General features: G+C 53.9%; 19 protein-coding genes. 13 read left to right on the top strand and 6 right to left on the bottom strand.

Going from position 1 to position 23,692, the window contains the following annotated elements; genetic code table 11:
• Positions 1-32 precede the first annotated feature (32 nt).
• Positions 33-1,421, top strand: a complete 1,389-nt coding sequence (locus KW808_RS10840) for a class II 3-deoxy-7-phosphoheptulonate synthase (RefSeq protein ID WP_003856581.1) — start codon at positions 33-35, stop codon at positions 1,419-1,421.
• A gap of 69 nt (positions 1,422-1,490) precedes the next feature.
• Here the strand turns inward: KW808_RS10840 and mptD are convergent, their stop codons facing one another.
• From mptD to pknB, 3 genes are read right to left on the bottom strand one after another with little or no spacing between them, the layout of a single operon-like run.
• The gene (mptD, locus tag KW808_RS10835) at positions 1,491-2,801 is read right to left on the bottom strand and encodes an alpha-(1-2)-mannopyranosyltransferase MptD (protein WP_003860337.1); all 1,311 of its coding nucleotides are present in this window, start codon (positions 2,799-2,801) and stop codon (positions 1,491-1,493) included.
• Positions 2,764-4,131, bottom strand: a complete 1,368-nt coding sequence (locus tag KW808_RS10830; protein ID WP_003860338.1) for a glycosyltransferase 87 family protein — start codon at positions 4,129-4,131, stop codon at positions 2,764-2,766. The genes mptD and KW808_RS10830 overlap by 38 nt, the downstream gene beginning before the upstream one ends.
• Positions 4,131-6,365 carry a Stk1 family PASTA domain-containing Ser/Thr kinase gene (gene pknB, locus KW808_RS10825; protein ID WP_034983834.1) on the bottom strand — a complete coding sequence of 745 codons (2,235 nt, stop codon included), beginning with the start codon at positions 6,363-6,365 and terminating at the stop codon, positions 4,131-4,133. Before pknB ends, KW808_RS10830 begins: the two co-directional genes overlap by 1 nt.
• Positions 6,366-6,506: 141 nt before the next feature.
• Here pknB and KW808_RS10820 point away from each other — a divergent pair, with 141 nt between their 5' ends.
• Complete coding sequence (locus tag KW808_RS10820; protein ID WP_003856558.1) at positions 6,507-6,878, top strand: Rv2175c family DNA-binding protein; 372 nt, start codon at positions 6,507-6,509, stop codon at positions 6,876-6,878.
• 69 nt (positions 6,879-6,947) lie between these two features.
• Here the strand turns inward: KW808_RS10820 and KW808_RS10815 are convergent, their stop codons facing one another.
• On the bottom strand, positions 6,948-8,477 hold the full coding sequence (locus KW808_RS10815; protein ID WP_003860342.1) for an alpha-(1->6)-mannopyranosyltransferase A: 1,530 nt from the start codon (positions 8,475-8,477) through the stop codon (positions 6,948-6,950).
• A gap of 9 nt (positions 8,478-8,486) precedes the next feature.
• Complete coding sequence (gene idsA / locus KW808_RS10810; protein WP_003860352.1) at positions 8,487-9,587, bottom strand: geranylgeranyl pyrophosphate synthase IdsA; 1,101 nt, start codon at positions 9,585-9,587, stop codon at positions 8,487-8,489.
• Between the two features lie 110 nt (positions 9,588-9,697).
• Between idsA and metF the strand changes: the two genes are divergently transcribed.
• Entirely contained in the window at positions 9,698-10,678 is a 981-nt protein-coding gene (metF, locus tag KW808_RS10805) for a methylenetetrahydrofolate reductase [NAD(P)H] (RefSeq protein ID WP_011014930.1), read from the top strand.
• A gap of 6 nt (positions 10,679-10,684) precedes the next feature.
• Here the strand turns inward: metF and KW808_RS10800 are convergent, their stop codons facing one another.
• On the bottom strand, positions 10,685-11,248 hold the full coding sequence (locus tag KW808_RS10800; RefSeq protein WP_003860357.1) for a GNAT family N-acetyltransferase: 564 nt from the start codon (positions 11,246-11,248) through the stop codon (positions 10,685-10,687).
• Positions 11,249-11,473: 225 nt separating this feature from the next.
• On the opposite strand from KW808_RS10800, the gene KW808_RS10795 reads away from it, so the two are divergent.
• From KW808_RS10795 to murD, 10 genes are all read left to right on the top strand, one after another.
• Complete coding sequence (locus KW808_RS10795; protein WP_003860358.1) at positions 11,474-11,899, top strand: SAV_6107 family HEPN domain-containing protein; 426 nt, start codon at positions 11,474-11,476, stop codon at positions 11,897-11,899.
• 329 nt (positions 11,900-12,228) lie between these two features.
• The gene (locus tag KW808_RS10790) at positions 12,229-12,621 is read left to right on the top strand and encodes a DUF3040 domain-containing protein (RefSeq protein ID WP_462573942.1); all 393 of its coding nucleotides are present in this window, start codon (positions 12,229-12,231) and stop codon (positions 12,619-12,621) included.
• Positions 12,622-13,321: 700 nt separating this feature from the next.
• Positions 13,322-13,753: a division/cell wall cluster transcriptional repressor MraZ gene (gene mraZ, locus KW808_RS10785; protein WP_003856549.1), complete on the top strand. Its 432-nt coding sequence runs from the start codon at positions 13,322-13,324 to the stop codon at positions 13,751-13,753.
• Between the two features lie 245 nt (positions 13,754-13,998).
• On the top strand, positions 13,999-15,012 hold the full coding sequence (gene rsmH / locus KW808_RS10780; protein WP_003860361.1) for a 16S rRNA (cytosine(1402)-N(4))-methyltransferase RsmH: 1,014 nt from the start codon (positions 13,999-14,001) through the stop codon (positions 15,010-15,012).
• A complete protein-coding gene (gene ftsL / locus KW808_RS10775; protein ID WP_080708839.1) occupies positions 15,009-15,806 on the top strand; it encodes a cell division protein FtsL in 798 nt (265 codons plus the stop codon). Before rsmH ends, ftsL begins: the two co-directional genes overlap by 4 nt.
• Positions 15,807-15,961: 155 nt before the next feature.
• Positions 15,962-17,917 (top strand): peptidoglycan D,D-transpeptidase FtsI family protein, encoded by a 1,956-nt coding sequence (locus KW808_RS10770; protein WP_003860362.1) that lies wholly within the window; start codon positions 15,962-15,964, stop codon positions 17,915-17,917.
• Between the two features lie 123 nt (positions 17,918-18,040).
• The gene (locus KW808_RS10765) at positions 18,041-19,606 is read left to right on the top strand and encodes a UDP-N-acetylmuramoyl-L-alanyl-D-glutamate--2,6-diaminopimelate ligase (protein WP_003856539.1); all 1,566 of its coding nucleotides are present in this window, start codon (positions 18,041-18,043) and stop codon (positions 19,604-19,606) included.
• A 9-nt stretch (positions 19,607-19,615) separates the two neighbouring features.
• A complete protein-coding gene (locus KW808_RS10760) occupies positions 19,616-21,160 on the top strand; it encodes a UDP-N-acetylmuramoyl-tripeptide--D-alanyl-D-alanine ligase (RefSeq protein ID WP_003860363.1) in 1,545 nt (514 codons plus the stop codon).
• A 6-nt stretch (positions 21,161-21,166) separates the two neighbouring features.
• Positions 21,167-22,267 carry a phospho-N-acetylmuramoyl-pentapeptide-transferase gene (gene mraY / locus KW808_RS10755; protein ID WP_003856535.1) on the top strand — a complete coding sequence of 367 codons (1,101 nt, stop codon included), beginning with the start codon at positions 21,167-21,169 and terminating at the stop codon, positions 22,265-22,267.
• A gap of 6 nt (positions 22,268-22,273) precedes the next feature.
• Positions 22,274-23,692, top strand: a complete 1,419-nt coding sequence (murD, locus tag KW808_RS10750) for a UDP-N-acetylmuramoyl-L-alanine--D-glutamate ligase (protein WP_003860365.1) — start codon at positions 22,274-22,276, stop codon at positions 23,690-23,692.

The raw sequence follows: 23,692 nt of genomic DNA, 5'->3' as shown, positions 1-23,692 counted from the left end.
TAAAACACCGATATCGTGCTATGAATAGGGGTGTGAGTTGGACAGTTGATATCCCTAAAGAAGTTCTCCCTGATTTGCCACCATTGCCAGAAGGCATGCAGCAGCAGTTCGAGGACACCATTTCCCGTGACGCTAAGCAGCAACCTACGTGGGATCGTGCACAGGCAGAAAACGTGCGCAAGATCCTTGAGTCGGTTCCTCCAATCGTTGTTGCCCCTGAGGTACTTGAGCTGAAGCAGAAGCTTGCTGATGTTGCCAACGGTAAGGCCTTCCTCTTGCAGGGTGGTGACTGTGCGGAAACTTTCGAGTCAAACACCGAGCCGCACATTCGCGCCAACGTAAAGACTCTGCTGCAGATGGCAGTTGTTTTGACCTACGGTGCATCCACTCCCGTGATCAAGATGGCTCGTATTGCTGGTCAGTACGCAAAGCCTCGCTCTTCTGATTTGGATGGAAATGGTCTGCCAAACTACCGTGGCGATATCGTCAACGGTGTGGAAGCAACCCCTGAGGCTCGTCGCCACGATCCTGCCCGCATGATCCGTGCTTACGCTAACGCTTCTGCTGCGATGAACTTGGTGCGCGCGCTCACCAGCTCTGGCACCGCTGATCTTTACCGTCTCAGCGAGTGGAACCGCGAGTTCGTTGCGAACTCCCCAGCTGGTGCACGCTACGAGGCTCTTGCTCGTGAGATCGACTCCGGTCTGCGCTTCATGGAAGCATGTGGCGTGTCCGATGAGTCCCTGCGTGCTGCAGATATCTACTGCTCCCACGAGGCTTTGCTGGTGGATTACGAGCGTTCCATGCTGCGTCTTGCAACCGATGAGGAAGGCAACGAGGAACTTTACGATCTTTCAGCTCACCAGCTGTGGATCGGCGAGCGCACCCGTGGCATGGATGATTTCCATGTGAACTTCGCATCCATGATCTCTAACCCAATCGGCATCAAGATTGGTCCTGGTATCACCCCTGAAGAGGCTGTTGCATACGCTGACAAGCTCGATCCGAACTTCGAGCCTGGCCGTTTGACCATCGTTGCTCGCATGGGCCACGACAAGGTTCGCTCCGTACTTCCTGGTGTTATCCAGGCTGTTGAGGCATCCGGACACAAGGTTATTTGGCAGTCCGATCCGATGCACGGCAACACCTTCACCGCATCCAATGGCTACAAGACCCGTCACTTCGACAAGGTTATCGATGAGGTCCAGGGCTTCTTCGAGGTCCACCGCGCATTGGGCACCCACCCAGGCGGAATCCACATTGAGTTCACTGGTGAAGATGTCACCGAGTGCCTCGGTGGCGCTGAAGACATCACCGATGTTGATCTGCCAGGCCGCTACGAGTCCGCATGCGATCCTCGCCTGAACACTCAGCAGTCTTTGGAGTTGGCTTTCCTCGTTGCAGAAATGCTGCGTAACTAAGCTTTTAGACCAACTCTAAAAATAGGTGTGGGGGCTGACAACAATTGTTGTCAGCCCCCACACCTTTATCTATTTGGCTATTTTGGGAAATACTTTCAGCCCAAGACCCAAGGTGATCATGAGCCCGATGGAGAGCCACGTCCAGTCAGAGATGAGTAGCTTCTCCCAGAAATTCAGTTCGAAGACGTTGACGCCATCGCGGCCAAACCACCATTTTGGTGGCAGCATCAGCAGCATGACGCTCAAGATAACTCCGCTCCACAACAAGAACTTCGGGTGAGAGCGGTGCTGGCGGTATCGAACGAAGAACACCACAGCCCACAGCGGTAGCCACACCCAGTGGTGAGACCATGAGATGGGGGAGATAAGTAGCATGAGCATGGCGTTAACCATGACTGCCTCAACGTGCAATCCTCTGGAGAAGAGTTGGTGCATTAGGTAGGCAACGGCCGCCACAGCAATCAGGGACAGTACGATCCACAAGATGGTGGGCAGTGAGGATGCTTCGGCATCTGCCTTTGAGGTCCACCAGCGATACAGCATGGCCTGAATCGAGCTGTTGGATTGGAACGTGGTGTCTACGCCTGAATCGCCTTCAGCACTTAAGTTGAGAAGGGTTGAAGAGAAGAACTCTTTGGTGTTTTCCCATGCGAGCACAGCACCGATAGCCGTGAAGGCAAGTAGTGAGATCACCGCATTGATGATTCCGCGGAAATCCTTCTTCACCAGGAAATACAACAGCATGGCCAGCGGAGTGATTTTGATGGCGGCTGCAAGGCCAATCAGGACACCTCGGGGGATTCTGCGCTTAATCGGAAGCAGGTCCATGACAACCAAAGCCATGATCAAAATGTTGATTTGGCCCAAGTCAGCGTTCAAAAACACTGGCTCTGCAAAGAGAGCGATCGGCCAGGAAATCGCAGCGATGGTGAAGGCCAACAGCTTGTCTCGACCGCTAAGAACAGCGTTGGTGACAAGATACAGGCACAGTAATAACAGCAGGGATGAGCCTATGACAACAAGGTTTCCCGCAAGTTCAACTGTGATGAAATCAAAGTACCCCCAAGGCGCAAACAGGATGGCACCAATCGGTGGGTAGATAAAGGGTAGTGAAATATCACCCATATCAAACGGCTGCGCGTACAGTGATTCCCCGTTGACCAGCGCTAACGCGCCTTCGCGGTAAACTGCGGCATCGATGCGCCAGTTGTAGCGTTCGATGAGAATCTTGTTGGCTATCAGCCCCGCTGCAATGCCAAGAACTGAAAGCAGCCCCAGCAGATCTTTAATACCTACAGTGATGGAGAGTGAAGGATTAGGAGCCTCCTTCTGGGATGCGGAGTCAGACGCGGCAGCATGTGCTGTCTGGGGGTTCGTCAAAACCAGGAGTCCTTTTCTTAAACATGAAAACACCGTTCGTGTTTAGACAAAGTTTTAATCTTAAATCATGGAGATGTGATACTCCTGATCGATTAGTGGGAAAGCTCTGTTTTTGGGGCATTTTCCCACAACTAAATACGGCAGTAACCACTGCGGAGAAGATCAAATAATGTGCTGCGAGGACATGCATCCACCACGGCCAGGTGAGCTCCACATTGTTTTCTGAGGGTAGGAAATTGTGGAATGATCCGAATGTCACGGCGAATGCGCCCCATAGAGCCAGCCAGCGGTGTTGAGTTAGCCAGAGAGCGACGATTAACGGACCAAGCCACACCCAGTGGTGGTACCAACTGACGGGGGAGCACAACAGTGCAACGAGCGACACCAGGGAAACAGCCAGCAGACGGTTGTGCGCGGAGAGATCCGTCCGCAGGATTCGGTAAGCAGCAACTGCGACTGCGATGATCACTAGCGCCACAGCAACAAGCCACATGATAGATGCTGTGGGACCAAGTTCGGGGAGTCGTTCCAAAACGGCACGGATGGAGACATTGCGTGCGAAGTGGAGGTCACCGATGCGTTCTGCGGTAAACAGCACGTCGGTGAAGTACTGAATGCTAATGGATGGTCGGAAAATAACTGCAAGCCCGGATGACCCGAGGAAGCCACCAATCATTCCAAACAGTCCGCGTGGTGATTTAGTCACGACCCACAGGATGAGGAAATACAGCCCGAACACTAGCGGGGTTAGTTTGATCGCAGCGGCAATGCCGGTGAGTACGCCGAGTGGCACGTATTTGAGCACGCCTGAATGGCGCGTGCTGCGGGGGAGGGTGACGTCGAAAAGCGTTAAAGCCATGAGCACGACGTTGATCTGCCCAATATTGAGCGTGAAATACACCGGCGCGGACACGAGCAGGGCTGCGAATGCGACGAATTCCCACACACGATCGCGCACGCCGGCCAGGCGGAGCAGGAAAACTGCCACAGCGTAGGTGGTGAGCAGCGTGATTAGCGCGAAGACACGTTCGGTGACGAGAAGACCAAAGAGGTCATGAATCCACCACAATGGGGTGAACACCAACGCACCGAAAGGGGGATAGGTAAACGGCAAGTTGTCGAAAGTGGTGTCATACCTGATGTCGTAGAGATCATCGGCGAGCCAAAACTCGCGCGCACCCTGCCAGTACACCTCCACATCAACGGGAAGACGCAGCCCCAGCGGCCAGGTGAGTGGCCAGGCGAACCAATGGGTCAGGAGTACGCCTAGCACCGTCAAAATGGCCAGGATGAGAGCAGGTTTTCGCCATTGCTGCAACGAGGGAACCACTAAAATGCCCTTACTGTAACTTCTCCCCCTACCGAGACTTCGCTGCGTGCACGAGGGGTTTGACTATAAATTCGATCGTTGTCGTCCGCATCAGTTGTCAGCGTTAAACCGGCTTCTTCCAGAATGCTTCGAGCATCGCTAACCTTACGTCCAACCACGCTTGGAACTTGAATCTCCCCAGCTAACCCGAGGCTGACCTGCGGATGCGCTGGATCAACGCGGCTGCCGGATTCAGGCTCGACGGTCACGACGGTGTCAGCGGAGCTCGCCGCCTCACCGGGAATAATGCTTGTCGACGCCACGACCAATCCTTCTTCCGCAAGCGCCGCGGTGGCTTCGTCCTTGGTCATACCCACTACATCAGGTACTGAAATGGCATTGGAAATCTGCAGTACAACAGAGGTTCCGCGCTTGACTTCAGTGGACACCTTGGGCGAAGTCCCGTAGACATCACCATTTGGTGTCTCAGCATCAAAGCCTTCTTCAGTACGCTCGACGCTCAAACCTGCGCGCTCCAACACACGTGTTGCCTGATCCACTCCCATGCCAGAGACATCAGGAATCTCAACCGGGGCGGGGCCTCGGCTCAAATGGATTTGCACGGTTTCACCAACATCAAGCTGCGTGCCAGACGATGGTGTAAAAGAAACTACTTGTCCTTCTGGAACATCGTCAGAATATTCACCTGGGCCATCAACCCAGACGAACGTGCGCTGCTCCAACTCTTCACGAACGGTGCTTAAGGATCGATCCTCGCTAAGATCCGGCACCACGGGACGCCCTTGAGAGATGAGGACAGAAACATCCTCGCCGCGAGGAAGGCGCTCACCAAAAGAAGGTTCAGTCCCAATAATCGAACCAGTGGGAACCTCATTGTCATACTGAGGTTCAGCCACTGCCACGAAACCAGCTTCCTCTACAACAGCGACCGCTTGGACCTCATCCATGCCCAACACCTGCGGAATCTCACCGTAACGGCCTGAACCGAACCACCAACCGCCAACAGCAACAGCAGCGATCACTGCGACCACGAAAATTGACCACAACGTCAGCTTCAATTTGGAACGATTGCTGACGGTATTAATTTCTGGCTCATCGGCGCGCGCAAGCGCTTGATCTTGAATATTCAGCGCTGTGTCCGGAGGTGGCTCCGGGGCGAAATCAGGTTCCGGAGGTTGCAGCGGATTCTGCGCCATATTTTGTGCCATGTTTTGTCCCATGTTTTGCGCAGGCAGAATCGACGTCTCATTTGCTGAGGCCACCGGAATGATCGCAGTGTGATCAGGCTCAGGAGTCTTGGGGATATGGGTGGTAAACATATCAGTTGGCTGAGCATCCGGGACCTGGGCATTAGCCCTATTGGCTGCGGAATTAACCGGCACAGGGACCCGGAAAGCCGGCAAGCTCAACTCTGTTGCCACATCTTCCAGTGCGGACAAAAACTCTCCAGAATCATCGAAACGATCCTCAGGATTAATGGAGGTAGCTGTCGCGACAAGCTCATCGATGAGGGAGGGGACGCCGTCGATAAGCGAACTCGGTGCCGGCACGACTTCCGTAAGGCGGGCGTATGCATGGTCGAGATCATCCTCGCCCGAAAAAGGCGTGGTGCCTGTGAGCAGCTCAAAGAGCACAATGCCTGCCGAATACACGTCGCTGGCCGGCCCGATCTCACCGCCCTCAACCTGCTCAGGGGAAAGATAAGCCACCGTGCCCACAATCTGATTGTCCTGAGACTGGCCGGCGTGAGCCGCTCGAACCAAACCGAAATCAGACAGTTTCACCTGGTGATCACTATTGATCAACACGTTGTCAGGCTTGATATCCCGGTGCACCATGCCCGCCCGGTGGGCAGCCGCGAGACCCGTGAGCACCCCACGCATAACGCCCACAGCAGCATGCGGGGGCATAGGTCCCCGCTCAGCCAGCAACTCACGCAAGGTGCCACCAGTGATTAACTCCATCACCAGATACACCAAACCGTCAGTAGCGGAAAAATCATACACATTGACCAAATTTGGATGATTTAGCTGCGCCATTGACCGAGCTTCCCTACGGAAACGCTGCCGGAAAATGGGATCATCAACGAAATCTTCTTCCATGACTTTAAGCGCCATGGAACGTCCTAAGCGAAGATCAAGGCACCTGTACACGGTAGACATACCACCCCGGGCAATCGGAGTTTCAATCCGATACCTGTCCTCTAAAACGTCACCGACCTTCAAGTTTGCCATGCGTTCCAGTATGTCGGAAGGTACACAAAAAGTGGTAGTGACATCCTGTTTTCAAAGGTCAAGAAGGTGCTTTCATTCCCGGCACGCGCAGAAATACCCTAAAGATTCTCCATTAGAGCGCGAACCAGCTAAATTAAGACTGTGAGTTCCAACAATGAATCTTCCTTCGCCCTGCCCGACAATGAACCATTGCTGACCCTTCCGGAGACAGCCGAGCGCCTCGGCGTTGTTGTCACCAAGGTGATGGATCTGGTCAATGAACACAAATTGATCGTGGTCCGGCGCGACGGTATTCGCTACATCCCAGAAGCTTTCCTGAGCACCAAGAAGGAAAACACCAACCGTTTCATCCCTGGAGTTATTGCTTTGCTTGCCGACGGTGGCTTCAGCGACGAGGAAATCCTCGCGTTCCTGTTTACCGAAGATGAGACCCTTCCTGGTCGCCCCATCGATGCGCTTCATGGCCAGTTGGCTCGTGAAGTTATGCGACGCGCTCAAGCAATGGCGTTCTAAGCGCTTTCTAAAAGATCTAAAAAACCGCCATCCCATTTTGTTAGTGGGGTGGCGGTTTACCTTATGTAACTAGGAAACGGTATGCGGGGAGGGTTTCTCCGTGGCCGTTGTTGCAGGGTCAGTGTCATCAAAGATCACCACGGTGGCAAGCCACGCGATAATTGCTGCGATGATCACCGTAACGATGTTGTACAGCTGGTGGTTTCCACTTCCGGTAAACACCAGCGCGATAAACACCGAAGCACCCGCTGCGAAGCGAATCAACCACATCGGTGGTTTAAATGTGCCGAGCAAAGAGATCAAGCTGGCGTAGTACCACGGCAAGGTCACAGAATTGAACACAAAAGCCACGGCATAAGCCGCCGCAGTACCGGCAACCGCACGGCGTTCGTTCTGGCGGAACAGCCACCAACATACGACCAACCCGCCAAGCATGATCAGCATGGAGATTGAGCGCACAACATTAACCACTGCGTTGTAGTCGAAATCGTCAACGAACACTTCAGCCACCATGGTGATCACACTGGCCACCAAAGAAGGGAAAGCCAGCGGGTTGATTACCTTGCTGTTGCCACTGATCTCACTGATCCAGCCCCACGAAGCGCCAGACGCCCAAGTGATCGCACTGACAACAACACCAGTGACAGCAACACCTGCAGCTCCAGTGGCAAAGAACGCGGGGACCTGTTGCTTAAGGGTAGGGGAGTCTTTGCCCTTTTTGGTGGCTAAGAATCCTGCGAAATGATGCATGCCGATCCACACCACAAAAGGAAGCGCAATCGCCGCTGTAGCTTTCAGCGACACAGCCACTGCAATGAGTGCCACACCTGCCACGAAACGCTTCTTCAGTGCTAGCAACAAGCCGACGCTGACCAATCCCACCATGAGGGATTCATTGTGCATGCCGCCGATCATGTGGATGATCATCACAGGATTGGCCACACCAATCCACAATGCAATTGCTGGGTTGACTCCAAAATGTTGTGCAATGCGGACAATGCTCCAGCCTGTCACAGCAAGGCCAATGATCGACAAGATCTTGTAAGCGACGACGCCCAAGGTGACATTATCGCCCACAACCGTGGTGATCATGTCTCCAATCCACAGGTGTAGTGGACCATACGGCGTTGTGGTGTTACGCCAATCATGAGAGACCTCAAGCAACATAGGGCCAGGGTTTACCGCAGCGCCCTCAGTGTAGGGATCGAAGCCATCACGCAGCATCGCGCCCTGCATGAGATAGGAATAAACATCACGCGACATCATTGGTGCCGCAAAAATGAGGGGCACCACCATGGCATACAACGTGCGCTTTACAAGACCTAAGTCAACAGCGTCTGCGGTGTCATCAGCGACTTTTTTCTTGAACAACCGACGTCCAAGGTGAACCCACGCGCCAATCAGCAGCAGCTGCCCAACCCACAACACGCTATTGGAAATACCCTGCGCGTGGCCAAAAGCAAGGAAGTTAAGCCCCAACGCATCGAGCACTCCGTCGCGATACCGAATGGCACCGCCACCGAAAGAACCAAGCACGAGCAAAATACCCGCAAGGCCACCGAGCACTACGGGGTTGGTAAATCGTTGAAAAAGTGTCATACGTGTCTGCTACATTCGGCGTTCGGTTGAGCGGATAGCCAGTGCCCGCAACTGTGCGCGCACCTCATCGGGGATGTCTAGATCATCGAGGTGAGCCAAACCGGATTCAGTCAGCTGGGAAATTCGCTGCTCAACTTCTTCTTCAGCACCAGTAGCTCGAATATGCTCTGCAATGACAGCAATATCTTCTGGTGAAGTCACCTTTCCAACACCTGCGCGAATGGCCGCTGCAGCTTCAGGAGATTCTTTGTCTGCGCGTTGTAGAGCGAGCGCAAGAAGAACAGTGCGCTTGCCTTCACGGATATCGTCTCCAGCTGGTTTGCCGGTGATAGCGGGATCCCCAAACACACCAAGCAGATCATCCCTCAACTGGAATGCAATGCCGATGTCGTGGCCGTAGTGGAGGAGCGCGTCGATAAGCTGCGGCGAACCGCCAGCAATGGAGGCGCCCAGGTGCAATGGGCGCGCAATCGTGTAAGCGGCCGTTTTGAAGCGGTTGACAGAATCCGCAAGCTCCACCGACTCGTTGGCGTGCGACTCTAGATAAATATCAAGCAGCTGGCCGCCAATAACCTCAGTACGCATGCCACGCCAAGCATCCCTCGTGCGGGCCAATGCCTCTGCACTCAAACCGGAATCCTGCAGCATGTCTTCTGCCCACACCAATGCCATATCGCCAGCCAAAATCGAGACTGAAACGCCAAAGTGCTCGGGATCGCCTTCGAAATTATTGGCGCGGTGATCAGCTTCCACAGCCCGGTGAACTGTGGGGGCTCCGCGCCGGGTATCAGAAGAATCGATAATATCGTCATGAATCAAGGCACAAGCCTGGATGAATTCGAGACTCGCTGCGGCGTCAAGGACGGACTCAAGTTTTTCAGAAGAATTCTTATGGCCTTGCGCCGCCAGGAAACCAGCCCACGCATAAAGAGGACGGATTCGCTTTCCTCCATTGAGCACGAAACTGCGAAGATGGGCCACAGCATCTGTGACAGGAGCGCCGATACCAGCAATTGTTAGCTCTTGAGCATCGAGGAACTGCGTCAAACGATCTCGCACGACCTCCGGAAATTTGTCGAGGTCAAGGTCATGGGCATCGAAACTGCTCAAGGAGACGTCCTTCAATCGAATAGGGGGATGCGGGCTGAATTTTGGTGGAGGTGAATAAATGCCAGAGGCAGTCCCAACAAAACACTCTCATCACACTAAGATACCCAGGCATGTCCCTAACGAACATCCCAGCCTCATCTCAATGGGCAATTAGCGACGTTTTGAAGCGTCCTTCACCCGGCCGAGTACCTTTTTCTGTCGAGTTTATGCCACCCCGCGATGATGCAGCTGAAGAGCGTCTTTACCGAGCAGCAGAGGTCTTCCATGACCTCGGTGCATCGTTTGTCTCCGTGACTTATGGTGCTGGCGGATCAACCCGTGAGAGAACCTCACGTATTGCTCGACGATTAGCGAAACAACCGTTGACCACTCTGGTGCACCTGACCCTGGTTAACCACACTCGCGAAGAGATGAAGGCAATTCTTCGGGAATACCTAGAGCTGGGATTAACAAACCTGTTGGCGCTTCGAGGAGATCCGCCTGGAGACCCATTAGGCGATTGGGTGAGCACCGATGGAGGACTGAACTACGCCTCTGAGCTCATCGATCTTATTAAGTCCACTCCTGAGTTCCGGGAATTCGACCTCGGTATCGCCTCCTTCCCCGAAGGGCATTTCCGGGCGAAAACTCTAGAAGAAGACACCAAATACACTCTGGCGAAGCTGCGTGGAGGTGCAGAGTACTCCATCACGCAGATGTTCTTTGATGTGGAAGACTACCTGCGACTTCGTGATCGCCTTGTCGCTGCAGACCCCATTCATGGCGCGAAGCCAATCATTCCTGGCATCATGCCCATTACGAGCCTGCGGTCTGTGCGTCGACAGGTCGAACTCTCTGGTGCTCAATTGCCGAGCCAACTAGAAGAATCACTTGTTCGAGCTGCAAACGGCAATGAAGAAGCGAACAAAGACGAGATCCGCAAGGTGGGCATTGAATATTCCACCAATATGGCAGAGCGACTCATTGCCGAAGGTGCGGAAGATCTGCACTTCATGACGCTTAACTTCACCCGTGCAACCCAAGAAGTGTTGTACAACCTTGGCATGGCGCCTGCTTGGGGAGCAGAGCACGGCCAAGACGCGGTGCGTTAAGCCCTCTTAGGAATCATGAAGGGGGAGGGCGGTGATCAATACGGCAAACGGCCGTTGATCACCGTCAAACCTAAACTGCCTGAGCAAGTCAGTGAAGCCGAGAGAGCGATACAGGCTAAACGCATGGTTCGCCTCATCGTCGACCTCGGGTGTAGACAAAATGGCAAAAGTGTTTTGTTTGTCTTTTAACAGTTCACGCATCAGCTTTCGGCCAATGCCGTGACCTTGGAAGCCAGGCTGAACATGAACTTCCGCAACCTCAAAGTAGTTGTGGATGATATGGATTTCCTCTTCCGTCGGGCCTCCTTGTTGTCGGAGTCCCCGGCGTAATTGGTGTTGCCACCAATGATCTGGGCTGCCATTGAAGCCATAGGCCACGCCCACGACCTGATCATCCATCAGCGCTGCCACTGCTGTGAATCCGGGGTTCTGGGAGTTTCTCCGCCAGACTTCGATCCGGGTATCCCTGATTGCTTTGTCATAGTTCATCGCTGCGATGTAGATATCCACCAACACTGGGGTGTTGGTGGTGAACTCGGGGATACTCAATTTACGAATGATCGGTGACACGCTCCCCATCAAACCAGAAGTGGTGACGTGAGTTGGGTGTTCCGCAGAAATCTATGCAGGAATCGGCCGAACTGAAGTAGTTTTACACCCCAAAATTCATTATTCAAATATGTGTTCGAATAATGGATTTTGATGTCCACCCCTGTCCATATAGTGAGGGCTAACAAAAGAAACGAAGGTTTCTAGGTCTTCAAAGCTAGAGCGGATTGAAAGGAGAGGAAGACAATGGGTGACGTAATTTCAGCAACAACGAGGTTTGAGAGAGTGGGAGGAAAAAGGGCCCAGTTTTTCTCCAAGGCGCACATCCTTTTAGAGCAGGCACATACCTACCGCGGCGAAGGTGATCTTCTGCTGGCTCTAGAGATGTCCTATCAATCCGCTCTCCGAACGGCCGGTGCGGTGGTGGCGGGAAGCGCCGTAGCTGCCAGAAAGCGGAAGCCTAAGAGTGCTTGGGATCAGCTCCAATTGGTGGGAGATGAGGCAGCGGAGTGGGCGGCTGAACTTTCCCAATTCTCCACCATTAGATCAAGAGCAAGCAGTGGGCTGGATATCACCCTTTCTGTGGCGGGCTTAGATCGCTTTATGGCTCGAGTTGCCCTGTTCCTGGAGGAGGCGCAACACGGCTTTAGTCCAAGCGTGGATGCTGCATAGGTGCTGCGTAATCCTATTTTTTAACGCCCGTGCCGACATGTGATCTTTGTCTTATAAACCTTCGTTTACGGCAGAACGGGGGTAGTTAACCAGACTGTTTTGGATTCGTAACAATCGTGGAAAAGTGCTGTTTAACCTGCTGTTTTAACAAATTCGTCTCAGCTGACGGGCGCCTAGAGGGGAGTGTGTGTCAAAAAGATCCACCATGATCGGCCGGGGTATCCCCCTCGTTTTTGTCGTTATTGGCATAACGGGGAACATTCTGGATATTCTGGGCGTTAATAAGGCATAGAAGAAAAAATGTCTCTACTAACCACCGGGAGGACATCGTGTCGCTTTTAGAGCAGGAGCAACGCGCACTGCGCGAAATTGAGCAAGCGCTCATGGCAGATGATCCGAAATTTGGAAAAGCGGTTGCAAGTAACAATGGCCTAGCAGGCGGTGGGTTTACCCTTCGGGGAATCGCACTTTTCGTACTCGGACTTGTCCTTCTTGTTGCCGGCGTCGCATTAAGCCAGCAAACATTGTGGTTCGTTGCGCTCGGAATTATCGGATTCTTAGTCATGTTCGGATCGGGAGTGTGGATGCTGCGCGGGGGCGGCTCCAACAAAATCTCCGTCACATCCCGCACTTCCAATGCGAAGAATCGCCAACAGGGCAATTCCACCATTGGGGACAAAATGGAAGAAAACTTCCGTCGACGATTCGAGGGCAATAAGTAAGAAGTAACTGAATAAGTCTTCTCACTCCTGGTAGCGCCCAGTAGTGAATGTGTGAGGGGCGACAGCTATCTAAGCTGGTCGCCCCTCGCCGTTATTTTTTGGCATGAATTGGGCATGTATGAAGTGGGTACGGGGATGGGTGGGAATTCTTCTTCCGCGGCGGGCTAGGAATTAGCTATTGGGGGACCGTGCTAGTAGAGGTGGCGACTGGGTTCCCTTGGAGCTGAAAGCCTTCAATTCACACTCCCCACTTTCTCCCACCGAGACTCCCCACCTTCCCCCACTTGAAGAGCCGCCGATTCTGGCCGATGTGGAATCCTGAGAGTTCGTTGGGAACCTTAAGAATTCTTCAGATTTTACCTGCCATTTCCCCTGCAAGATCGATGGTTTTGGGTAGCAAGAGAAAGTTGGTGAAGTTGCTCAAAACCGCGATTTGAGTGGGTATGACATGGGGGCGTGAAAAATTAAGGGGGCGACACGAAATTTGCCCCACTTTGTTTTTGTGTGGGTGACCTGCATGGATATTGGGAAAGTGGGGGAAAGTGAACCTAACACTTGATTCAGGTGGGGGAAAGTGGGGTATTGTGGGCTGCAGCGGTGCGCGGTGGTCTTGCATGAGAGGCCACTACGCACCCTCAGAGACAAACTGAATGGTTGGTTCTGTTTATGCCACTGAGTTGCTGGGAAGGGGACTTCAAGGATGTTCCTTGGTACCTATACCCCGAAACTCGATGACAAAGGCAGGCTGACTCTTCCAGCAAAGTTCCGTGAGGACCTTGCGGGGGGATTGATGGTCACTAAAGGTCAAGACCACAGTCTCGCGGTTTATCCGAAGGAAGAATTTGCAGCAAGGGCTCGCAAGGCAGCTGCAGTTTCTAGGACAAACCCTGAGGCTCGTGCGTTTATCCGAAACCTTGCAGCAAGCGCGGATGAACAACGACCCGACGGCCAGGGGCGCATCACCCTTTCGGCAGCGCACCGCACATATGCGGGGCTGACAAAAGAGTGTGTCGTTATCGGTTCGGTGGATTTTCTGGAGATTTGGGACGCTCAAGCCTGGGCCGCGTATCAGGAAGAGACGGAGGCTGCCTTCTCAGCAGCTGAAGATGACGTCCTTGGAGGATTGCTCTGATAGTTGGGCAATGCTTCGAAATGGCAGGGAGCGCGTGTATGGACTCTGCTCGAGGAGTGGCTCTGGTGTACTTCCCCGACATCAGATCGAGACTTTTCGAGTGGGGCCCTGTACGCACTCCGCGATTTGTGGAAAACGGACTGCGTGATATGTGGCTATGACATTGTCGCGCAGTTTTTTTATCCACAAACATAAGTACAAGACATTGGACATCTAGGCCGGCAGGAAAAGGGGGGAACACGCACATGGAAGATTTTTCCTTGGATGGCAACCACGGACACGTTCCCGTAATGCGTGATCGTATGGCGGCTTTGATCGCCGAACACGTGGAAGCATTGGGAGAAAACGCTGTCATTGTTGACGCAACCCTTGGCGCAGGCGGGCATGCGGAGTTCTTCCTGAACACGTTCCCCAAAGCGCGCCTGATTGGCCTTGATCGTGACCAAAATGCGTTGCGGGATGCTCGCGCGCGACTTGCTCCTTTCGGGGAGCGGTTCATTGGCGTCCAGACGCGTTTCGACGGACTCCGCGAGGTGTTGGAATCTGTCGAGGGCGACATCATTGATTTAGCTCGCGAGCACGGTATCGCTGGCGCTCTGTTTGATCTGGGTGTCTCCTCGATGCAGCTTGATCAGGTGGAGCGTGGCTTTGCCTACCGCACGGACGCGCCTCTGGACATGCGCATGGATGCAACTCAGGGTATTACGGCTGCAGATATCCTCAACACTTATTCGCATGGTGACATCGCTCGAATCTTGAAGACTTACGGCGATGAACGCTTCGCCGGCAAGATTGCTTCTGCGGTGCTGAAAGAACGTGAAAAAGAGCCATTCACTACCTCTGCTCGTTTGGTGGAGCTTCTGTACGACGCCATCCCTGCAGCGACCCGCCGAACCGGTGGACACCCCGCGAAACGTACTTTCCAGGCGTTGCGCGTTGAGGTGAACAACGAGCTTGATTCCCTGAAGAATGTGCTTCCTCAAATCACTGACGCCCTCAATGTTGGGGGACGTGCAGTGTTTATGAGCTACCAGTCTCATGAGGACAAGCTGGTGAAGAAGTTCTTCACGGATCTGACCACCTCTAAGACCCCTCCGGGCTTGCCTGTTGATCTTCCTGGAACTGCACCACAGTTTAAGCAGGTTACTCGCGGTGCTGAAACGGCTTCGGAAGCTGAAATTGAAGAAAACCCACGTGCCGCACCTGTGAAGGTGCGCGCAATCGAAAGAATCGGCAACAACTCAGGAGACCTCTCATGACCGTGACAAATGGCTCCCGCACAGAGTCGGGAAAGATTCGCGATCGACGTGTCGCTGACGCTGATCCACGGTATAGCCGTCGCGTCTCGGTGAGTAGGGATTTCTCCACAGCGGAAGCTTCGGGGAGGGGCGCGTCGATAAGCACGCAACCTCGTCGTGACATGGCGCCGGAAAGGCGCCACACAACCCGGGCCCTGGTGAACCCTGGCGTGCAGCCAACGCGTAAGCGTTTGATGCAGCACAAGCTGGGCTCTCAGCAGGTTATGTCTGTGCGTGGTCGCCGCGTTGAGGCAAAACGTGCTGATCCTAAGGTGATCCAGCTGTCTGTGCTGGTGGTTATCCTGCTGTGCGTTGGTGTTGGCGCGACCATGGGTCTGTCCGGAACGTCAACACAGCAGACTTTCCAGTTGCAGGAACTTCAGGCAACTGAAACGGATTTGAGCAATCGCATTGAGTCTCTCAACCGAGATGTGGAAGATGCTCGCTCAGCAGCAACCTTGGCAGCGAATGCTACCGAGATGGGCTTGGTATCCCCAGTGGAACCTGGCGTGCTCGCAGTGCAGGAAAACGGTGATGTTGTGGAGGAGCGCGAAGCAAATCCAGAGACACGCCCTATAGTTGACATCAATGGACAACAGACCCGACCAAATCGGGCATCAAGCAACCCTGACGAGACTAACGCAGTGACTGAAAACCTCCAGGCGATTCCACAAGAAGCAGCAGCTCCGCCGTATCAGACCAACACTGTTCCTTATGCTGCAACCACCGGACAAGCAGGTGGCGCAGGGCAGTGACTTTCCCCAGCAATGGCAGAAGTCGGGGCGAGCGTGCGGGACGTGAAGATACGTCCCGCCGTTCGGCGTATCAGGACGAAAGCAGAAGAGCCGCTAGAGAGCGCGAACTTACGCGACGCAGCGGTAAAGCTAAAGGCGTAAACCAAGAAGAAGGAGTGACCTACCGGCCTAAATCTTCAACCCAGGGCGGCGCACGCAAGCGACGTGTGAACATGGTTACCGCTATCGCATTGGTCATCGCTGGCGTACTGATCATTCGCCTTGGCTGGGTCCAAGTTGTCTGGGGACCAGAACTGTCCCTCAATGCTTCGGAACAGCGCACCCGCGTGTACGTAGATCCTGCACGTCGTGGAACCATCGTGGACCGCGAAGGAAACCAGATGGCGTACACGATGCAGGCACGTTCGCTGACGGTTTCTCCGAACATCATGCGTGAGGAATTAAAGACCGGAACTGATCTGGCCTTGCGTTTGGCGGCTGAAGAAACCGATCCGGAAAACGTGGCCAGCTATGTGACCATCGAAGAAGGCAACGCGTATGTTTTTGCGTCTGAAGAACAGCGCGAAACCATTCTGTCCGACAAGGTAGAAGAGCGCATTCAAAGCATTGCGGATCGGATCCCTGAGATCATCAAATCCCATGACCAAGATGTCACTGGAATTTCCTCTGAGGAGATCCTGGACAAGCTCAATGCAAATAGCCAGTATGAGGTGCTCGTCCGCAATGTTGATCCCGATGTAGCGTCAGAAATCACCGATGAGATGCCCAGCGTCGCAGCTGATCATCAAGACATCCGCCAATACCCAAACGGCGCGATTGGTGAAAACATCATCGGTCGAATCAGCATGGACGGCGAAGGCCAGTTCGGCTTTGAGGCTTCCAACGATTCCCTGTTGGCAGGAAACAACGGTCGCTCAACCCAGGACATGTCCATTTTGGGACAAGCAATCCCGGGCACGTTGAGGGATCAAATTCCAGCCATTGATGGTGCCAGCGTTGAACTCACCGTTGATCTGGATCTGCAAACCTATGTGCAGCAGGCATTGGAGCAGGCGAAAGCTAACTCCGGTGCAGAAAACGCCTCCGCTGTGGTTCTTGATGCCAAGACCGCTGAGGTTTTGGCGATGGCAAACACCGATACCATCAACCCCAACGAAGACACGGGAAAGCAGATTGAGCAGGGCAAGAGCTTTGACAATCCTTCTGTCACCCACCCCTTCGAGCCTGGTTCTGTAGCCAAGGTGATTACTGCAGCAGGCGTAATTCAAGAGGGCTTGACTACTCCAGATGAAGTGTTGCAGGTACCGGGCAGTATTGAAATGGCCGGTGTTTCTGTCGGTGATGCGTGGGACCACGGTGTTGTTCCCTATACCACTGCAGGAATTTTTGGTAAGTCCTCGAATGTAGGCACTCTGATGCTTGCGCAGCGTCTTGGTGAAGATAAATTTGCTGATTACCTGGAACGATTCGGTGTGGGACAGTCAACGGGTATTGAGCTTCCGAGCGAATCCCAAGGCCTGCTGCCCGCACGTGAGCAGTGGTCTGGCGGTACTTTTGCTAACCTGCCCATCGGTCAGGGTATGTCGATCACCACGTTGCAAATGGCTGGAATCTACCAAGCTTTGGCCAACGATGGTGAACGCATTGAACCGCGGATCATCAAGAGCGTGACTGATTCTGACGGAACAGTCCTAGAGCAGCCGGAACCCGATAAAATCCAGGTTGTCAGCGCTGAAGCTGCCCGCACCACGGTGGATATGTTTAGGTCTGTCACCCAGGTTGATCCAACTGGAGTGCAACAAGGTACCGCTCCAGACGCCTCCATTGAGGGTTATCAAATCTCAGGTAAGACAGGTACGGCGCAGAAAGTTGACCCCAACACGGGCGCGTACTCTAACTCGCAATACTGGATTACCTTCGCGGGTATTGCACCCGCTGATGATCCTCGATTTGTTGTAGCCATCATGCTTGATGAGCCAGAACGCGGAGTCCACGGTGGTGGCGGCCAAACCGCAGCACCTTTGTTCAAAGACATCGCCACCTGGTTGCTCAACCGCGACAACATCCCACTGTCTGCAGCCACCGAACCGATCATCCTTCAAGCTCAATAACTCAAACAGAAGTGTCTTTTGTAGAATTTCATAATCTGAACTTTTGTTTGAACTCTTTTCGGCATCACCCACGTGCCGCGTCCGAATTATTAACACCTAGAAACCTGTGGAGGAGAGAAAACCATGGCAACCACGTTGCTGGACCTCACCAAACTTATCGATGGCATCCTCAAGGGCTCTGCCCAGGGCGTTCCCGCTCACGCAGTAGGGGAACAAGCAATCGCGGCTATTGGTCTTGACTCCTCCAGCTTGCCTACCTCGGACGCTATTTTTGCTGCAGTTCCAGGAACCCGCACTCACGGCGCACAGTTTGCAGGTACGGATAACGCTGCGAAAGCTGTGGCCATTTTGACTGACGCAGCTGGACTTGAGGTGCTCAACGAAGCAGGAGAGACCCGCCCAGTCATCGTTGTTGATGATGTCCGCGCAGTACTTGGCGCAGCATCATCAAGCATTTATGGCGATCCTTCAAAAGATTTCACGCTCATTGGAGTCACTGGAACCTCAGGTAAAACCACCACCAGCTACCTCTTGGAAAAAGGACTCATGGAGGCAGGCCACAAAGTTGGTTTGATCGGCACCACAGGTACACGTATAGATGGGGAAGAAGTACCCACGAAGCTCACCACTCCAGAAGCGCCGACTCTGCAGGCATTGTTTGCTCGAATGCGCGATCACGGTGTCACCCACGTGGTGATGGAAGTATCCAGCCATGCATTGTCATTGGGCAGGGTTGCGGGTTCCCACTTTGATGTAGCTGCGTTTACCAACCTGTCGCAGGATCACCTTGATTTCCACCCCACCATGGATGATTACTTTGACGCGAAGGCATTGTTCTTCCGCGCAGATTCTCCACTTGTGGCTGACAAACAGGTCGTGTGCGTGGATGATTCTTGGGGTCAGCGCATGGCCAGCGTGGCAGCGGATGTGCAAACAGTATCCACCCTTGGGCAAGAAGCAGACTTCAGCGCTACAGACATCAATGTCAGCGACTCTGGCGCCCAGAGTTTTAAGATCAACGCCCCCTCAAACCAGTCCTACCAGGTCGAGCTAGCTCTTCCAGGTGCGTTCAACGTTGCTAACGCCACGTTGGCATTTGCCGCTGCGGCACGCGTGGGTGTTGATGGCGAAGCGTTTGCTCGAGGCATGTCCAAGGTCGCGGTTCCAGGCCGTATGGAACGCATTGATGAGGGACAAGACTTCCTTGCAGTGGTGGATTATGCCCACAAGCCTGCTGCAGTGGCTGCTGTGTTGGATACGTTGAGGACCCAGATTGACGGGCGCCTCGGAGTGGTTATCGGTGCTGGTGGAGACCGCGATTCCACCAAGCGTGGCCCCATGGGGCAGTTGTCCGCACAGCGTGCTGATCTAGTTATTGTCACTGATGACAACCCTCGTTCAGAGGTGCCTGCCACGATTCGCGCAGCAGTCACTGCGGGAGCACAGCAGGGTGCTTCAGAGTCCGAACGACCGGTGGAAGTCCTAGAAATTGGTGACCGTGCAGAAGCAATTCGCGTTTTGGTCGAGTGGGCACAGCCTGGAGATGGCATTGTAGTAGCTGGAAAAGGCCATGAAGTTGGACAACTAGTTGCTGGTGTCACCCACCATTTTGATGACCGCGAAGAAGTTCGCGCTGCTTTGACAGAAAAGCTCAACAATAAACTTCCCCTTACTACGGAAGAAGGATAGGCCACAGTCATGATCACAATGACCCTTGGGGAGATCGCTGACATCGTTGGAGGCAGGCTTACTGGCGGTGCTCAAGAAGATACGCTTGTGAGCTCCAGCGTGGAGTTTGATTCTCGATCCCTCACACCGGGTGGCTTGTTTTTAGCACTTCCGGGTGCTCGTGTAGACGGCCATGATTTTGCTGCAACTGCAATTGAGAAAGGTGCGGTTGCAGTATTGGCAGCCCGTGAGGTTGACGTACCTGCGATCGTCGTGCCTCCAGTAAAAATCCAGGAATCCAATGCTGACATTTATGCTCATGATCCAGATGGGCATGGCGCGGCGGTAGTGGAGGCGTTGTCTCGGTTGGCTCGCCACGTGGTGGATATCTGCGTGGCTGGCCATCAATTGAACGTTGTGGCTATTACTGGTTCTGCGGGAAAGACTTCTACGAAGGATTTCATCGCGACGATTCTTGGCCAAGATGGGCCAACGGTGGCTCCTCCGGGCTCGTTTAACAATGAGCTTGGTTTGCCCCACACCGCGCTCCGCTGCACAACCGATACTAAGTATTTGGTGGCTGAGATGTCCGCGCGTGGCATTGGACATATTAAGCACCTGACAGAGATTGCTCCGCCACGGATTGCAGCTGTGCTCAACGTCGGCCATGCGCACCTGGGTGAATTTGGATCCCGCGAGAATATCGCGCAGGCAAAAGGCGAGATCATTGAAGCGCTGCCCTCGAAGAAAACGGGTGGGGTAGCAGTCCTTAACGCTGACGATCCTTTTGTCGCCCGGATGGCTCCACGTACTAAGGCGCGCGTGGTGTGGTTTACCACAGATGCAGGCCAAGCAAAAAAGTCTGATTATTGGGCAACGAGTATTTCACTGGACGCTGTTGCGCGGGCAAGCTTTACGCTGAACACGAAGGACGGCTCTTGGCCGGTCACCCTGCAGGTTTTTGGTGAGCACCAGGTTGCTAATGCACTTGCTGCTGCTGCCATTGCCATGGAAGCTGGCGTCGCCCCAGAATTGGTGGTTGCTGGATTGGAAGCACATTCAGCTGCTTCCGCGCACCGCATGGATGTAAAGACCCGTGCCGACGGCGTGACCATCATCAACGATTCTTACAACGCGAATCCTGATTCTATGCGTGCAGGTATCGCGGCTCTTGCGTACACAGCTAGTGGTCGTTCTGAAGTAACAAGCTGGGCAGTGCTTGGCCAAATGGGTGAGCTTGGCGATGACGCCTCGGAAGCCCATGCCGAACTTGGTGCTGAGCTGGCTAAATACAATGTTCAAGAACTTGTCACAGTGGGGGAGAACCCTAACTGTGCAGCACTTGCAGAGTCCGCAGCGAGCCTGGGTGTGAGTACTCACGTAGTTTCAGACGTTGATGCAGCGCTCGAGTTGCTCGCAGGCCATATTAAGCGGGATGATGTAGTGCTGGTTAAGGCTTCAAATGCTGATCGCCTGTGGAGGGTCGCAGAAGCACTACATGGCATGGTGCCGGGCCTCAAAAACACAGGTGGCTCGGTCAACGACGATTCTCGTCGGAACGTGGAAGGACAGTAGAAAACAATGCAACAGATTATGGTCAGTGGAACGGTTGCGTTCCTCGTCTCAATCTTTCTCACCCCGGTGTTGATCCGTTATTTCACTAACCGCCAGTTGGGCCAGGAAATCCGTGAAGAAGGCCTGCAGTCTCACTTGCGTAAGCGTGGCACTCCAACCATGGGTGGCATTGCGATTATCGCGGGCATTGTTGTGGCCTATGTGTTTACCAATATCTTGGCCATGATCCAAGGCGTTGGTGGATTCACAGTCTCCGGCTTGCTCGTGTTGGGTCTGACCTTGGGCCTTGGTGCCACTGGCTTCGCCGATGACTTCATCAAGCTGTACATGAACCGAAACCTTGGTTTGAACAAGACCGCTAAGCTGGTGTCTCAGCTGGCCATTGCGTTGATCTTTGGTTTTTTGGTACTGCAGTTTCCCGATGAAAACGGTCTGACCCCAGCATCAACCCACCTGTCATTCATTCGCGATATCGACACCATTGACCTTGGCTTCGGGGGCAGCGTTTTTGGCATCATCGTGTTCCTCATTTTTATCTACGTTGTGGTCAGCGCGTGGTCGAATGCCGTGAACATCACTGATGGTTTGGATGGTTTGGCTGCAGGTACCACAGCATTTGTCATGGGTGCTTACACCTTGATCACGTTCTGGCAGTTCCGAAACTCCTGCGATACTGCAGTGGAAGCGGGTTGCTATACGGTGCGTGATCCACTGGATTTGTCTGTGTTGTGTGCTGCTGGTCTGGGCGCCACCTTGGGCTTTCTGTGGTGGAATGCGGCGCCGGCAAAGATCTTCATGGGCGATACTGGTTCTTTGGCACTGGGCGGTTTGGTTGCAGGTATTTCTGTGGTTAGCCGCACCGAGCTGCTCATGGTTATCATCGGCGCGCTGTTTGTCATTGAGATCGCTTCTGTTGCGATCCAGATCGGCGTGTTTAAGACCCGCGGTAAGCGTGTGTTCAAAATGGCTCCGATCCACCACCACTTCGAGGCCCTTGGGTGGGCTGAAACTACCGTGGCCATCCGTTTCTGGCTGATCGCGATCATGGCTGTGTTGGCGGGTGTCGGTGTGTTTTACAGCGACTGGCTCCACTTAGCGGAGGTATAAATAATTATGGTTTCTCTGTCCCATTTACCTCAGGCGCTGCAGGGCCGTATTCTTGTGGCCGGCGCTGGTGTTTCCGGCCTGTCCATTGCAAAGATGCTCAGTGAGTTGCATTGCGATGTTGTGGTCGCCGACGATAACGAAACTGCACGTCACATGCTCATTGAAGTAGTAGACGTTGCAGATATCAGCACCGCGCAGGCTCAGGAACAGCTGGATTCTTTCTCCATTGTGGTCACCTCCCCGGGCTGGCGCCCAACAAGCACTTTGCTTGTCGACGCCCACCGCCAGGGCCTTGAGGTTATCGGTGACGTCGAGCTTGCTTGGCGCCTGGACCAGGCAGGTGTTTTCGGCGAGCCACATACGTGGCTCGCAGTCACCGGCACCAACGGTAAAACAACCACCACATCAATGCTCGCCGCGATGATGAATGAGGGCGGTTTTACTGCCAAGGCAGTGGGCAATATCGGCATCCCGGTGTCTGAGGCTTTGGTAGCGAAAAACCGCATTGATTTGTTAGTTGCAGAGCTGTCTAGTTTCCAATTGCACTGGTCTCCAACCTTCACCCCTGATGCTGGCGTGGTGCTCAACTTGGCTGAGGATCACATCGATTGGCACGGTTCCATGCGTGATTATGCGTTGGCCAAGATGGAAGTGCTCAAGGGCAAGGTCGCCATCATTGGGGCAGACGATCCTTATTTGGTGCAGCTGACTTCTGAAGCAGACTTGAGTGGTCTCATTGGATTTACCGTCAATGAGCCTGCAACCGGCCAGTTGGGTGTGAAAGCGGGGGAGCTCGTCGATAATGCCTACGGCAATAATGTGGTGCTTGCATCCGCTGACGGCATTAATCCCGCCGGCCCTGCCGGTGTTTTGGACGCTTTGGCTGCAGCTGCGGTGGCGCGCTCGCAGGGCGTGGCACCTGAGGCGATCGCGCGTGCGTTGGATTCTTTTGAGGTGGCAGGCCACCGTGGCCAGGTCGTCGCCGAGCATGACGGTGTTCATTTCATTGACAACTCCAAGGCGACCAACCCCCACGCTGCTGATTCTGCGCTAGCTGGGCATGATTCAGTCATTTGGGTTGTCGGCGGACAGCTCAAAGGCGCGGACATTGCGCCACTGGTGAAAAAGCACGAACAGCGCATCAAGGCAGCATTGGTGTTGGGCGCAGATCGTGCTGAAATCGTGGCAGCGTTGAAGGAACACGCGCCGCAGGCCTCTGTATTTGTCACTGACAAGACGGAGCCATTTGAGGCAATGGAAGAAATCGTCACTGAGGCATTTAGCATCAGCGAACCCGGCGATACCGTGTTGCTTGCCCCTGCCGCTGCGTCTTTGGACATGTTCAAAGGCATGGGCCAGCGTGGCGACCTCTTTGCACACAACATCATTGGCACAATCAAAGGATTAACGGAAGAGAAAGGCTGA

It is taken from the genome of [Brevibacterium] flavum (assembly GCF_019317305.1).
GTDB classification, from domain to species: Bacteria; Actinomycetota; Actinomycetes; order Mycobacteriales; family Mycobacteriaceae; genus Corynebacterium; species Corynebacterium glutamicum.
The sequence above is the reverse complement of the archived record's forward strand: the minus strand, read 5'-3'. Positions and strand labels throughout refer to the sequence as shown.

Coding starts and splice junctions, on each gene's coding strand:
- pknB (WP_034983834.1), bottom strand. CDS start 6,365: ATGGCAAACTTGAAGGTCGGTGACGTTTTAGAGGACAGGTATCGGATT.
- KW808_RS10815 (WP_003860342.1), bottom strand. CDS start 8,477: ATGACACTTTTTCAACGATTTACCAACCCCGTAGTGCTCGGTGGCCTT.
- metF (WP_011014930.1), top strand. CDS start 9,698: ATGTCCCTAACGAACATCCCAGCCTCATCTCAATGGGCAATTAGCGAC.
- KW808_RS10795 (WP_003860358.1), top strand. CDS start 11,474: ATGGGTGACGTAATTTCAGCAACAACGAGGTTTGAGAGAGTGGGAGGA.
- mraZ (WP_003856549.1), top strand. CDS start 13,322: ATGTTCCTTGGTACCTATACCCCGAAACTCGATGACAAAGGCAGGCTG.
- rsmH (WP_003860361.1), top strand. CDS start 13,999: ATGGAAGATTTTTCCTTGGATGGCAACCACGGACACGTTCCCGTAATG.
- ftsL (WP_080708839.1), top strand. CDS start 15,009: ATGACCGTGACAAATGGCTCCCGCACAGAGTCGGGAAAGATTCGCGAT.
- KW808_RS10765 (WP_003856539.1), top strand. CDS start 18,041: ATGGCAACCACGTTGCTGGACCTCACCAAACTTATCGATGGCATCCTC.
- KW808_RS10760 (WP_003860363.1), top strand. CDS start 19,616: ATGATCACAATGACCCTTGGGGAGATCGCTGACATCGTTGGAGGCAGG.
- mraY (WP_003856535.1), top strand. CDS start 21,167: ATGCAACAGATTATGGTCAGTGGAACGGTTGCGTTCCTCGTCTCAATC.
- murD (WP_003860365.1), top strand. CDS start 22,274: ATGGTTTCTCTGTCCCATTTACCTCAGGCGCTGCAGGGCCGTATTCTT.